This is a genomic window from Allokutzneria sp. A3M-2-11 16, from assembly GCF_024213555.1.
In the GTDB taxonomy this organism is placed as follows: Bacteria; Actinomycetota; Actinomycetes; order Mycobacteriales; family Pseudonocardiaceae; genus Allokutzneria.
In genome coordinates, this window is the sequence record NZ_JANAVO010000001.1 from 1,934,570 (window position 1) to 1,947,756 (window position 13,187).

The window sequence follows — 13,187 nt, forward strand, 5'->3', positions numbered from 1 at the left end:
CCAGCGCGGTTCACGTCGTGCTGCGGATCGCCGCCCACGCCGACCGCAGCGGGTGCGTGTCGTAGATGATCCGCAGCTGCACGATCCGGCCGACGTCGTCGAGCTCGATCGTGTCGATGCAGTCGAAGCTCGTCTTCGTGCCGTCGCTCATCGTCCAGCCGTAGCGGAACTGCACGGCGACGCGGCGCGGGTCGTGCACGGAGACGAACAGGTCCTCCTGCACGATCTCCGAGCGCTGGGTGTCGGCGACCAGCTTCGGGTAGAACCGCGTGGCGGGCAGCGTGCCGTACAGCGGGGAGACCACGGTGCCGTTGCCGGTGAACAGGGCGATCACCCCGTCGACGTCCGCGGCGGCGAGCAGTTCCAGGTAGCGCTCCACGGTCGCCCTGGCGCGCAGCACGGCATGGTCGGTCATGGCCCCAGAGACTACGAGCAATCCGGCACGAAAAGAGGGCCCGATCCACGATGTGGACCGGGCCCTCTCCTGTCGGGGGTCAGCGTGAGCTGGACGTGCCTATCGTGCCGACCTGGACGTCGATCGTGGCGGTCTTGCTGACCGACTGACCGCTCGCCGGAGTCTGGTCCTGGATCTTGCCGAGGTCCCAGGGGTTGTCCGGGGAGACCGGGGTCTGCTTGAACGTCCCGGTCCAGCCGTAGGTCGTGCGCAGCAGGCTCTCCGCGTCGCTGGGCTTCTTGCCCTCCAGGTTCGGCATCTTGAACTGGTCGCCCTTGGACACGGTGAGCGTGATCTTCGTGCCCTGCGCGAGCTTGCCGCTGCGCGGGGACTGGTCGATGACCTTGTCCTTGTCCTCGGCCGAGCTCTCGTTCTTCACGTCGACGACGAACTTCAGGTCTTCGAGGGTCTTGCGCGCGGTCGCGATGTCCTGTCCGCGCACGTCGACGACCGACGACTTCTCCTGGACCTTGCCGAGGGTGATCTTCACCGAGTCGCCCTTGGCCGCGAACGTGCCCGGCTCCGGCGTCTGCTTGACCACCTTGTCGATCTGGGAGCTGTCCTCGGTCGCCTGGGAGTCCTGGGTCGGGTTGAGGACGAGCCCGGCCTCCTTGAGGAGCTTCTCCGCATCCGCGCTGGACTTGCCGAGCAGCGAGGGAACGGTGATCCGGTCCGGCCCGCTGCCGATCTTCAGGCGGACCTCGGAGCCCTTCTTGACCTTCGAGCCAGGAGTGGGCGAGCTGTCGACGACCTTGCCGAGCTCGTTCGCCGAGGACGAGGTCTGCTCGATGATCGGTTTCAGCCCGAGATCCCGCAGCTTCGTCTCGGCGGGCCCCTGCGCCATGGCCTTGAGGTCACTGGGAATGGTGACCTCGTCGGCGCTCTGCGGGCCGAACATCAGGCTGGAGATCCACACGGTGAGCGCGAGCACCGCGACGAACAGACCGACGAGCAGCGCGATCCTGGTCGCCCGCTTCCGCTTGGCGTCGCGGTCGTCGTCATCGTCGTCCGCGAGGGAGCTGGGCCGGTGCCGTCCGCTGCTGAGCACCTCGGTGGCCGACGAGCCCCTGCCCATCATGGCGGTGCGCTCGTCCTCGCTCATCACCATGGGCGCCATCGGCCGCTGGCCGGAGAGCACGCGCACCAGGTCGCCGCGCATCTCGCCGGAGGACTGGTAGCGGTTGGCCGGGTTCTTGCTCATCGCCTTCAGCACGATGGCGTCGAGCACCTGCGGCACCTGCGGGTTCAGCGAGGACGGCGGCTTGGGCTCCTCGCGCACGTGCTGGTAGGCCACGGCGACGGGCGAGTCACCGGTGAACGGCGGCTCCCCGGTGAGCAACTCGAAGAGCACGCACCCCGCTGCGTAGACATCGCTGCGGGCGTCCACGGCCTCACCACGGGCCTGCTCCGGCGAGAGGTACTGCGCCGTACCTATCACCGCCGCGGTCTGGGTCACCGCCGCCTGGCCGTCCGCGACGGCCCGAGCGATGCCGAAGTCCATCACCTTGACCGCGCCGCCACGGGTGATCATCACGTTGGCGGGCTTGACGTCGCGGTGCACGATGCCGTGCCGGTGGCTGAAGTCCAGGGCCGCGCAGACGTCGGCCATGACCTCCATGGCCCGCCTGCCGTGCAGCGGCCCCTCGGTCTTCACGATGTCGCGGAGCGTCTTGCCGTCGACGAACTCCATGACGATGTACGGCAGCGGCCCGTGCTCGGTCTGTGTCTCGCCGGTGTCGTACACGGCCACGATCGCCGGGTGGTTCAAGGACGCGGCGTTCTGGGCCTCACGCCGGAAGCGGATCTGGAACTGCGGATCGCGGGCGAGGTCGGCGCGCAGCACCTTGATCGCGACGTCGCGGCCGAGGCGGACGTCCTTGCCCTTGTGGACTTCCGACATGCCGCCGTAGCCGAGCGTCTCACCCAGCTCGTAGCGGTTGGAGAGCAGTCGCGGAGTGCTCATCGGTGCGTCGTCCCACTCCTCGTCAAGAAACTTCTCATCATGCTTACTGTCTGTCCTCGACCCGACACGCGTTAGCCACCCGGTTCAGATTCACAACGGAGTGTGATTCGGTCACCGACCCGCACCTGTCCGGATGGCACCATCTCAGTGACGGTGCACCGGCTCAGATCGGTTGGCTGGTTACCGGACTCGTTTCGGGTGACAGAGTCAATGCCCAACCGGGTCAGCTTGGCAACTGCCTCACTTGCCGGCCGGTTCACGAACTCGTTGTCGTCGATCGGTACCAGAGTGCCCGGTCGCGATCCGTTGTCGCGCGTGGGGTGGGCGGTGGGTGACGGATGACCGCCCTGGGCAGCGCTGTCCAGCGTCATGCGCGGGTAGGACGGTTCGCGCAGCAACCACACGCTCAACCCGATCAGCACGACCACGAGCAGGATGATCACCACCCAGAGCCCGATCCGACGGGGTTTCCCGCCAGGCGGCAAGGGCATACCGTGCGGCGGGTAGCCGCCGGGCGCCGGGCCGAGCGAGATCATCGCCTGGCCGCCCATCGGGGTGCCGCCGTGGTGCGGCGGCTGCTGGAGCCCGTGCTGCGGCGACGGCTGGGGGAGCTGCGGCGGGATCACCGGTGCCGCCATCAGCGGAACGCCCGTCACCGGGGTCACCGCCGCGCTGGACATGCTCAGTCCGGACGGCGGCGGCAGCGGCAGCCCGGCCCGGATCGCGGCGACCGCGCTCGCGAACTCCCCGCCGCTGCGGTAGCGCTGCCACGGGTCCTTCACCAGGGTCGCCTCGACCAGCGCGCGGGCGTGGTGCGGTACGTCCGGCGGCAGCGGCGGCGGCACGTCCCGGATGTGCATCATCGCGACGGTCACCGCGTTGTCGGACAGGAACGGCCGGTGCCCGGCGAGGCACTCGTAGCCGACCACGGCCAGCGAGTACACGTCGCTCGCCGGCTCGGCCTCGCTGCCGAGCGCCTGCTCCGGGGCGATGTAGTGGGCGGTGCCCATGACCATGCCGGAGCGGGTCACCGGCGCGGCGTCGGCGGCCTTGGCGATGCCGAAGTCGGTCAGCTTCACCTTCCCGGACGGGGTCACCAGGATGTTGCCCGGCTTCACGTCGCGGTGCACGAACCCGCGCTCGTGCGCGGCCTGCAGCGCCTCGCCCGCCTGCTCCAGCACGTCCAGCGCGCGGTCGGCGGCCAGCCTGCCCTCCCTGGCCAGGATGGTGGCCAACGGCTCGCCCTCGACCAGCTCCATCACCAGGTAGGCGGTGTCCTCGGGGCCGTCCGGCACCGCGGCCGTCTCGCCGTAGTCGTGCACCGAGGCGATGCCGGGGTGGTTCAGCGAGGCCGTCATCCGGGCCTCGCTGCGGAAGCGGTGCAGGAACTCCGCGTCCCCGCAGAGCTCCGCCTTGAGCACCTTCACCGCGACCCTGCGGTCCAGCCGCGTGTCCGCCGCCTCCCAGACCTCGCCCATCCCGCCCACGGCGATGCGCCTGCCGAGCCGGTAGCGGTCGGCGAGCAACTGGCCGGAGGTGAGCACGACTCAGCCACCTTCCAGCCCGGCGCGGATGACCGCGCGGCCGATCGGTGCCGCGACGGAACCGCCGGTCGCCTCCAGGCCGCGGTCGCCGCCGTCCTCGACCATCACCACGACCGCGATCTTCGGCTTGTCGGCCGGGGCGAAGGCCACGTACCAGGCATGCGGCTTGGTCAGCTTCGGGTTGGCCCCGTGCTCCGCCGTCCCGGTCTTGGAGGCGATGGTGACGCCGGAGATCTTGCCGGGGCCGGTGGTGCGCTCCTCGGACTTGATCATCATCTGCTTGAGCGTCTCGGCGGAGCTCGCCGACATCGCGCGCTCGGCCTGCTTGGGCTCGATCTCGTCGAGCACGCTCACGTCGTGGGTGACGATCCGCTTCTTCAGCTGCGGTTCCATCCGCATGCCGCCGTTGGCGATGGTCGCGGCGATCATGACGTCCTGCAGCGGGGTCAGCTTCACGTCGCGCTGGCCGATGCCGGTCTGGAACAGCGCGGCGTCGTCCGGGATGTCCCCGAGCGAGGACGGCACCACGCTCATCGGGATCTTCAGGTCCTGCTCGCCGATGCCGAACTTCTTGGCCTGGTTGCGCAGCTTGGTCTCGCCCAGCTGACCCGCCAGCTCGGCGAAGGCGGTGTTGCAGGAGCGGGCCAGCGCCTCCTCCAGCGAGGCGGTGGCGGCGGACCCGCACTTGTTGCCGTCGAAGTTCTCCAGCCGCGTCCTGGTGCCCGGCAGCTGGATGTTCGGCGCGGCGGTGAGCTGGTGGTCCTTGCCCATCCCGTTCTCCAGCGCCGCGGCGGCGAGCACCAGCTTGAACGTCGACCCCGGCGGGTAGTTCTCCGAGATCGTCCGGTTCAGCATCGGCTTGTCTTTGTCGTCGTTGAGCTCGACCCAGGCCTTCTGCCGGGCGCTGGAGTCGTGCGTCGCGATCCGGTTCGGGTCGTAGGACGGCGTGCTGACCATGCCGAGGATCTCGCCGGTGTCCGGCCGCAGCGCCACGACGGAGCCGGTGAAGCCCTTGTCCGTCATCTGCTTGTACGCGGCTTCCTGGACCTTCGGGTTGACCGTCGTCTCGACGTTGGCGCCCTTGGGGTCTCGGCCGGTGATCAGGTCGGAGAGCCTGCGCACGAACAGCGCGCTGTCCGTGCCGTTGAGGATCGGGTTCTCCGCCTTCTCCAGCTGGGTGGGCGAGTAGCTCACCGAGTAGAAGCCGGTGACCGGCGCGTAGGCCGGGCCGTTCGGGTACTTGCGGAGGAAGCGCAGCTTGGTGTTGTTGGTTTCCTCGGAGGTGGCGATCACCCCGCCACCGGCGACGATGATCTTCCCGCGCTCCCTGGAGTACTCCTCGTAGAGCACCCGCTGGTTGCGCGGGTCGTTGCGGTAGTCGTCGCTCTTGATCACCTGCACGTAGGTGGTGTTGGCCAGCAGCAGGACGATCATGCCCATCATCGCGAGCGCGACCCGGCGCAGGGGAGTGTTCATGTCGGACGCTCCACGAGCACGGTGCTGGCCTCCGCGATCGGTGCCTGCTGGGGCTTGGGCCCCTTCGGGGTTTGCGGTGCGGGACGCCGGGCGGCGTCGGAGATCCGCAGCAGCAACGCGATCGCCGCGTAGTTGGCGATCAGCGAGGAGCCGCCGTGGGAGAGGAACGGGGCGGTCAGACCGGTCAGCGGGATCAGCTTGGTGACACCGCCGACGACGATGAACACCTGCCAGCACACCGCGAATGCCAGGCCGCCCGCGAGGAGCTTGCCGAAGGTGTCGCGTACCGCGAGCGCGCTGCGCAGGCCGCGCATCACCAGCAACAGGTAGATGATCAGCAGCGCGGCCAGGCCGATGAAGCCGAACTCCTCGCCGATCGCGGCGATGATGAAGTCGCTCTGCGAGAAGGTGACCAGCTCCGGCCGCCCGGCGCCGAGGCCGGTGCCGCCGAGCCCGCCGGTGCCGAGGCTGAACAGGGACTGGCTGATCTGGTTGCCCTTGCCGAAGTAGTCGGCGAACGGGTCGAGCCAGGTCTGCACGCGGACCTGCACGTGGCCGAAGAGCTGGTAGGCGATCAGGCAGCCGCCGATGAAGAAGGTCAGACCGATGACCAGCCAGGCGACCCGCTCGGTGGCGATGTAGAGCATCACCAGCACGATGCCGAAGAACAGCAGCGAGGTGCCCAGGTCCTTCTCCAGCACCAGCACGCCGACTGAGAGCGCCCAGGCCACGAGCAGCGGGGCGAGGTCGCGGGCCCTCGGCAGCTCCATCCCGGCGAAGCGGCGCCCGGCGGCCATGAACAGGTCGCGCTTGGACACCAGGAACGCCGCGAAGAAGATCAGCAACAGGATCTTGGCGAACTCACCGGGCTGGATCGACCCGAGGCCGGGCAGCCGCAGCCAGATCTTCGCGCCGTTGACCTCGGAGAGGCTGGACGGCAGCAGACCGGGCAGCGCGAGCGCGATCAGGCCGACGAGCCCGGCGGTGTAGCCGTACTTCGCCAGCATCCGGTGGTCCTTGACCAGCCACATCACCACGGCGAAGACCACGAGGCCCGCCGCGGTCCACACCACCTGCTTCGGCGCGGACTCGCTCGGGACGAACCGCTGCAGGTCCTTGGCCCGCTGGATCACCGCCGGGTCGAGCCGGTTGATCATGACGAGCCCGAGCCCGTTGACCAGCGCGACGCACGGCAGGATCAGCGGGTCCGCGTACGGCGCCCACTTGCGCACCGCGAGGTGGGCCAGGCCGAACAGGGCCATGAACGCCACGCCGTAGTACAGGATCTGGCGGGTGAGCTCCTGCTCCTGGTTGCCGTCGGCGATCGCCAGCGCGAGGGTCACCAGCCCGGCGGCGAAGCCGAGCATGGCCAGCTCGGTACCGCGCCGCGTCTGCACCTGCGGTGCCTGGGGCGTGCTGACCGGCCCCAGGCTGGGGTTGGTCCCGGCTGCCGGACGCCCCATCAGCCCACCGTCCGGCAGTCCACACCCGGCGTCGGCTTGGGCGTCAGCGACGGCTGCGGATTGTTCGGGTCGGGGTTGTTCGGGTCGACCGGCGTCGTCGTGGTGGTCGGCGGGGGCTGCGATCCGCTCGGGTTCGTCGGGTTCGTCGGATTCGGCAGCTGGCCGAGGCCGCCTGCCGGGCACACGGGCAGCAGCCAGTCCAACCGCAGCCTGCGGACCGCCATCCTGGCGCCCTCGATGCCGTCGACGTTGTCGTTGGTGATGCCGTTGCGCACCAGGTCCTTGCCGAGGTTCTTGAGGTCCTTGAGCGAGACCTCCTCGCACGGCTGGGCCGCGTCCGGAGCGCAGGAGCCCTCGACCTCGCGCTGCAGCTTGAAGCCGAGCACGTCGCCGCGGAGGCCCTGGAAGATCGCGACCTTCTCCTGCTCGTTCACCCCGACGTAGTACTGCTGGAGCACCCACCACCTGAGCACGAAGCCACCGCCCGCGAGCAGCGCGAGCACCAGCAGCGTGATCAGGAAACCGCGCAGCTTGCTCCTGCGCTTCGGCGGCGGGGGAGTCTCCATGGCCACCCGCTGCGGCGCGTTGTTGCGCTGCGGGTTGATGGCGCTGGCCCGCGCGGCCGGGGTGTCCGGCGGCGGCGGGTCCTCGCTGCCGTCTCCCGCGGCACCGCCGACGATCGGGTCGTTCTCGCCGTAGTCGACGTCGACCACGTCCGCGACGATGCACGTGACGTTGTCCGGTCCGCCGCTGCGCAGCGCCAGCTCGATGAGCCGGTCGGCGCACGCCTGCGGATCGGGGATGCGCATCGCGTCGTCGAGGGTCTCCTGGCTCACCGGCCCGGACAGGCCGTCCGAGCAGAGCAGGAACCGGTCACCCGCGCGCGCCTCCCGGATCGCGAAGCTCGGCTCCACCTCGTGCCCGGTCAGGGCCCGCAGCAGCAGTGAGCGCTGCGGATGGGTGGTCGCCTCCTCCTCGGTGATCCGGCCCTCGTCGATCAACGACTGGACGAAGGTGTCGTCGTGGGTGATCTGGGAGAAGACGCCGTCGCGCAACAGGTACGCGCGCGAGTCACCGACGTGCACCAGGCCGAGTTTGTTCCCGGCGAACAGGACGGCGGTGAGCGTTGTGCCCATGCCCTCCAGTTCGGGGTCGGTCTGCACGAGTTCCGAGATGGCCGCGTTTCCCGCGATCACCGCATCCCGGAGTTGGCTGATCAGGTCGTCGCCCGGCTCGTCGTCGTCGAGGGGGGCCATCGCGGCGATGACGACCTTGCTCGCGACTTCACCGGCGGCATGGCCACCCATGCCGTCGGCGAGTGCGAGCACACGGGGGCCCGCGTACACGGAGTCTTGGTTGTTGGAACGCACCAAGCCCCGGTCGCTCCGGGCCGCATAACGAAGGACGAGGGTCATGAACGCAGCTCGATCACCGTCTTACCGATACGGATCGGTACGCCGAGCGGGACCCGGACGGGTGCCGTGACCTTCGCCCGGTCTAGATATGTGCCGTTGGTGGAGCCTAGATCCTCGACGTACCAGTCCGTTCCCCGGAGGGACAACCGGGCGTGCCGCGTCGAGGCGTAGTCGTCGTCGAGCACGACGGTGGAGTCGTCCGCGCGGCCGATCAAGATCGGCCGCCCGTCGAGGGAGATCCTGGTCCCCGCCAGCGCTCCGTGCGTGACGACGAGCTGACGTGGTTGTTTGCCACGGGCCTGCTGCTTCCCGGAGGAGCGGCGGAACCCTGGCATGGAGACCCGGATGCCGGATGCGGCGTACAGGTCGGAGCGGACGACACGCAGCGCAGCCAACACGAACAACCAGAGCAGGGCAAGGAACCCTGCTCTGGTCAGCTGCATCACCAGATCTGGCACCTGTTGTGTTCGCTCCTGCCTCGTGCGACCGCGTCGTCGTTGAGTGGGGATCAGCCCTGGGCGCGGAACACCAGGGAGGAGTGGCCGATGCGGATCACGTCGCCGTCGGCCAGCTGCCACGCCTGGGCCGGGTTGGAGTTCACCGTGGAGCCGTTGGTGGAACCGAGGTCCGCCAGCATGGCGTTCTGACCGTCCCAGGTGATTTCCAAATGACGGCGCGACACGCCGGTGTCCGGAAGGCGGAAATCCGCGTCCTGGCCGCGACCGATCACGTTGGAGCCCTGCTTCAGCGTGTAGTTGCGGTTCGACCCGTCGTCCAGCTGCAGCGTCGCGGTCAGCTGGCGCGGGGCGCCACCGACGGCGGGCGGGGCATAACCCTGCTGGCCGCCGTAGCCCTGGTCGTACCCGCCCTGCTGCTGGCCGTAACCCTGGTCGTAGCCGCCCTGCTGGGGCTGCTGACCGTAGCCCTGGTCATAGCCGCCCTGCTGCTGGCCGTAACCCTGGTCGTAGCCCGGCTGACCGTAGCCGCCCTGCTGGGGCTGCTGGCCATAGCCCTGGTCATACCCGCCTTGCTGGGGCTGCTGACCGTAGCCCTGGTCATAGCCCTGCTGGGGCTGCTGGCCATAGCCCTGGTCGTAGCCGCCCTGCTGGGGCTGCTGGTCGTAGCCGGGCTGCGGCTGCTGGCCATAGCCCTGCTGCTGGTCGTAGCCGTACTGGCCGCCGTAGTTCGGGTCGTAGCCGCCCTGCTGGGGCTGCTGCTGACCGTAGTTGGGGTCCTGTCCGTACTGGCCCTGCTGCTGCTGGCCGTAGCCCTGGTCGTAGCCGTACTGACCCTGCTGCGGCGGGGGCTGCTGGGCGTACCGGTCGCCCTCGGGGTACTGGCCGGGTGGCTGGCTCATGGGTCGGTCTCCTGCGGTACGAGGTGGTGCCGGCCGTCGGGTCGGCGCTGCGTCTGGGTCGACTGACGAGCTGGTACGGAACTGTCCGGTGTGCAGCGTCTCAGAACGCTCCATGGAGACTACGACGTCACCGTATGTATCCCACCCGTGCTCGGCCAGATGCTCGTTGATGCAGTCCGCGAGCAGTTGGCTCACTCGCTGTTCATCAGCGGCAAGGCGGTCGAAGTCGGCTGGGCCCAGTCTGACGACGTAGTGGTTGGGAGCGAGGAGACGCCCTCCGGCGAGTTCCTTGATGTTGTCGTCGGCCTGTCGCTCTAGGGCCTGCGCCACCTCCTGCGGTACGACTTTGCCTCCGAACACACGCGCGAACGTATTGCCGATCACACCTTCCAAGCGGCGCTCGAAGCGCTGCAGGCCCACGGCAACCCTCCACGTGATGTGTTCCTCGAAGCATCGGTCCTAGGACGTCTGACCATGGTCCTCCGTTCCTCGGCCGAGCGCTTCTTCCCTTCGATCGTATCCGGGTCCCCGCGAGGGCACAGGGGGCGTTTTGCAACCCGACCGGGGCCCCGTGCTAGGCTTCCGCCGCACCACAGAACACCACAAATGAACAGCACTTCCGGGGCAAGTGGCGGAATGGCAGACGCGCACGGTTCAGGTCCGTGTGTCCGAAAGGACGTGGGGGTTCAACTCCCCCCTTGCCCACCCGAGAAGACGAAGGCGACGTGTGCCTGCGGAGAACGCAGGCGGCGTCGCCTTCGTCGTTTTTCCTCCTGGGGGTCCAACCCCCAGACCCCGGCCGGAGGGCTGCGCCCCCGGACCCCCATCTGTCGTGGTCGCGTTGGGTTGCTTTGGGCCACCTGGGGATTCGGGGATGCCGTTCGAGAGTTCGGCTGGCGGCGGGAGACACGCGGGGCAATCGTGACTTTTCAATGTGGTCGGCGGGTGAGGCAGGTCACTACCCTGGAGGGGTTGGGTCACTGCGCGCACCTGGGGGAACGATGCGTGGTTGGGGATCTCGTCTCGCCGTCCTGGTTTCCGCCCTGGCGCTCAGCGTCGCGGGCGCTCCCGCCGCTCCGCCCGCCCAGGCGGCCGCCGGTGAGGTCGTGTCGATCCGGTCGCACAACTTTCCGAATGCCCACTTCAGGCATTCGCACTGGCTCGGCCGCATCGCCGATGTCTTCCCGACCAGCGACGACCTCCTCAAGGAGGACTCGACCTGGGAGCTGCGGCCCGGCCTGGCGGGCAGCTGCCTGTCGCTGGAGGCCCGCAACTACAAGAACCACTACCTGCGGCACCGCAACGGCGAGGTGGTGCTGGAGCGGTACTCCGAGGACTTCGGCTTCCGGCAGGACGCCACCTTCTGCAAGGTCCCGGGCCTGGCCAGCTCCAGCGGGTTCTCGTTGCGCGCCCTCCAGTTCCCCAACGCCTACCTGCGGCACGCCTTCGGGCTGCTGAAGCTCAACGACTACGACGGCGGTGAGCTCTTCCGGCAGGACGCGACCTTCCACACCGCGGCGCCGTGGATCACCGGGCGGTTCTACAACCCGATCCTCAACGCGGGCGCCGACCCGAGCATGGTGATCGACAACGGCCAGTACCACCTGGTGCAGGGCGATACCTACAACAACTACGACATCGTCATCCGCAGTGCGTCCACTGTGGAGGGCCTGCGGACGGCGCAGCCGCACGTGGTGTGGACCAACCCCGAGTGCAACGCGGTCGCGTGCACGGAGATCTGGGCGCCGGAGGTGCAGCGGATCGGTGACCGCTGGTGGATCTTCTTCACCGGGCAGAACGGGACGGGCGGGCACACGCACCGGATGTACGCGCTGCGCTCGACCGGGCCGGCGATCACCAGCCGCTACGAGTTCCTCGGCGAACAGCGGCTGCCCGGCGACACCTGGGCCATCGACGGCGTCTACCTGACCCACCAGGGGCAGAACTACTACCTCTGGTCCGGCTGGGAGAGCCAGAGCGCGAACCGGGTCCAGCACCTCTACATCGCGCGGATGGCCGACCCGATGACGCCGATCGGTGACCGGGTGCGGATCTCCTCGCCGACGCAGCCGTGGGAGACGGTGCCCAACGGGCTCAACATCCTGATCAACGAGGGGCCGCAGCCGATCGTCGCGCCGAACGGCAGGCTGTCGGTGGTCTACTCGGCCAACGGCAGCTTCACCAACGACTACTGCCTCGGCAGGCTCACCCTCGACGGGGACCCGATGAACCCCGCCGCCTGGACCAAGTCCAGCGGCCCCGTCTTCGCCGGGCGGCACACCGCGACCTCGCCGGGGCACAACGGGTTCGTGACGATCAACGGCAGCCCGTGGCTCGTCTACCACGCGAACATGGACCCGGGGACGGGCTGGCCGGGCCGCAGCGTTCGCATCCAGCCGATGTCCTTCGACGCGGCGGGGCTGCCCGTGCTGGGCGCTCCTACCGACATCCACCAGGGGATTCCGCTGCCCAGGTGACCCGGGCCACGACGACCGGTTCGTCACGGCCGGTGAGCGGTTGAACGGCCATCAACGGTGGTACCGACCTCCGGCGGCACTGGAGCACGCCTTGCTCCGCGTGGACCAATCACCGCATGAATGCGCAGTGGTTGCCCTGACCTGACTTTTCGGCGGCGGGCGGACGAGCGCTCCCGCTGCTCACACGAACGGCCGCACAGCCGGGCCGAAGTCGAAATGCCGTTCACCGACCGGTCACCGCTCGCGTCGGGCCGCCGGTCGCAGCACCCCCGGTTTCGTAGATACGTCACACCCGCGGTCCTGGTACTCCAGTTACTGCAAACAAATGCCGCCGCTGATTCCGGCGCAGGGTGAGAATGCGGAATCCAGCGGTGGAAAGCCGAGGGGAGGCGAAGCGCGTGAGCCGCACTACTGGGCAGACGGCGGTCGATGGAGGTTTTCACGTCCTGCCCACCCGGGCGGTCCCCCCGGTCGAATTACCAGCTCCGTCCGAGCACCTCGCGGCGCAGGCCGCCGAGCTGCTCGGCTGGCGCGGCACCATGCTGCCGCCGATGACGCTGCTCGGTCGCAAGGTCATCGTCGTCGCCGAGCTGCTGACCGCGGAGCACGCCGAGCGCGTGTGCCTCGGCGCGCCGCCGGTCACCGACCGCACCACCGTCTCCACCTGGGTCTGGCCGGAGATGGCCGGTCGGGTGCCGCCCACCGCCGTCCGCATCGTCGGCGTGCTCGCGGTCTCCAGGCACTGGCGCAGCGCGTTGACCTCCGTGGTGCCGTTCGCCAGGTTCACCAACGCCGCGGTCGTGGTCCCCTCCACCGTCGCGGGTGCGGACGACTTCCTGCTCAACTGCCTGATGCGGGCCCGGCAGTACGGCGTCGCCGTCGCCACCGCCGAGGAGCGCGACGGGGTCGAGCTGGCCATGCCCGCCCGCGCCGAGCAGCCCACAATGGACCTGCAGGAATCCATGATCCGCTGGATGCACGAAATGGTCTACGAGCAGCTGCTCGCCACCGTGCCCGCCTGAATTCTTTCTCCCCACG

General features: G+C 69.0%; 10 protein-coding genes and 1 tRNA gene. 3 read left to right on the plus strand and 8 right to left on the minus strand.

All coding sequences use genetic code 11. The features are described 5' to 3' along the window. Window positions 1-10 precede the first annotated feature (10 nt). The 8 genes from NLX83_RS09685 to NLX83_RS09720 form a co-directional block, all read right to left on the minus strand. Entirely contained in the window at window positions 11-415 is a 405-nt protein-coding gene (locus NLX83_RS09685; RefSeq protein WP_254234490.1) for a nuclear transport factor 2 family protein, read from the minus strand. Between the two features lie 79 nt (window positions 416-494). Then, window positions 495-2,417, minus strand: coding sequence for a Stk1 family PASTA domain-containing Ser/Thr kinase (pknB, locus tag NLX83_RS09690; protein WP_254234491.1), 1,923 nt, complete (start codon window positions 2,415-2,417; stop codon window positions 495-497). A gap of 71 nt (window positions 2,418-2,488) precedes the next feature. After that, entirely contained in the window at window positions 2,489-3,961 is a 1,473-nt protein-coding gene (locus NLX83_RS09695) for a serine/threonine-protein kinase (RefSeq protein WP_254234492.1), read from the minus strand. A gap of 3 nt (window positions 3,962-3,964) precedes the next feature. Next, window positions 3,965-5,437, minus strand: coding sequence for a peptidoglycan D,D-transpeptidase FtsI family protein (locus NLX83_RS09700; protein WP_254234493.1), 1,473 nt, complete (start codon window positions 5,435-5,437; stop codon window positions 3,965-3,967). After that, entirely contained in the window at window positions 5,434-6,900 is a 1,467-nt protein-coding gene (locus NLX83_RS09705; RefSeq protein WP_254234494.1) for an FtsW/RodA/SpoVE family cell cycle protein, read from the minus strand. Before NLX83_RS09705 ends, NLX83_RS09700 begins: the two co-directional genes overlap by 4 nt. Next, the gene (locus tag NLX83_RS09710) at window positions 6,900-8,315 is read right to left on the minus strand and encodes a PP2C family protein-serine/threonine phosphatase (RefSeq protein WP_254234495.1); all 1,416 of its coding nucleotides are present in this window, start codon (window positions 8,313-8,315) and stop codon (window positions 6,900-6,902) included. The genes NLX83_RS09705 and NLX83_RS09710 overlap by 1 nt, the downstream gene beginning before the upstream one ends. Then, complete coding sequence (locus NLX83_RS09715) at window positions 8,312-8,773, minus strand: FHA domain-containing protein FhaB/FipA (protein ID WP_030427910.1); 462 nt, start codon at window positions 8,771-8,773, stop codon at window positions 8,312-8,314. Before NLX83_RS09715 ends, NLX83_RS09710 begins: the two co-directional genes overlap by 4 nt. Window positions 8,774-8,823: 50 nt before the next feature. Further along, window positions 8,824-10,092 (minus strand): DUF3662 and FHA domain-containing protein, encoded by a 1,269-nt coding sequence (locus NLX83_RS09720; RefSeq protein WP_254234496.1) that lies wholly within the window; start codon window positions 10,090-10,092, stop codon window positions 8,824-8,826. Between the two features lie 202 nt (window positions 10,093-10,294). Between NLX83_RS09720 and NLX83_RS09725 the strand changes: the two genes are divergently transcribed. The 3 genes from NLX83_RS09725 (at window position 10,295) to NLX83_RS09735 (ending at window position 13,171) form a co-directional block, all read left to right on the plus strand. Beyond that, window positions 10,295-10,377, plus strand: a tRNA-Leu gene (locus NLX83_RS09725). A gap of 296 nt (window positions 10,378-10,673) precedes the next feature. Next, the gene (locus tag NLX83_RS09730; RefSeq protein WP_254234497.1) at window positions 10,674-12,149 is read left to right on the plus strand and encodes a family 43 glycosylhydrolase; all 1,476 of its coding nucleotides are present in this window, start codon (window positions 10,674-10,676) and stop codon (window positions 12,147-12,149) included. Between the two features lie 398 nt (window positions 12,150-12,547). Then, a complete protein-coding gene (locus tag NLX83_RS09735) occupies window positions 12,548-13,171 on the plus strand; it encodes a hypothetical protein (RefSeq protein WP_254234498.1) in 624 nt (207 codons plus the stop codon). Window positions 13,172-13,187: the final 16 nt, after the last annotated feature.

What these genes read in the sequence shown, in the direction of transcription:
- NLX83_RS09685 (WP_254234490.1), bottom strand. Translation starts at nt 415, where the DNA reads ATGACCGACCATGCCGTGCTGCGCGCCAGGGCGACCGTGGAGCGCTAC.
- NLX83_RS09710 (WP_254234495.1), bottom strand. Translation starts at nt 8,315, where the DNA reads ATGACCCTCGTCCTTCGTTATGCGGCCCGGAGCGACCGGGGCTTGGTG.
- NLX83_RS09730 (WP_254234497.1), top strand. Translation starts at nt 10,674, where the DNA reads ATGCGTGGTTGGGGATCTCGTCTCGCCGTCCTGGTTTCCGCCCTGGCG.
- pknB (WP_254234491.1), bottom strand. Translation starts at nt 2,417, where the DNA reads ATGAGCACTCCGCGACTGCTCTCCAACCGCTACGAGCTGGGTGAGACG.
- NLX83_RS09700 (WP_254234493.1), bottom strand. Translation starts at nt 5,437, where the DNA reads ATGAACACTCCCCTGCGCCGGGTCGCGCTCGCGATGATGGGCATGATC.
- NLX83_RS09705 (WP_254234494.1), bottom strand. Translation starts at nt 6,900, where the DNA reads ATGGGGCGTCCGGCAGCCGGGACCAACCCCAGCCTGGGGCCGGTCAGC.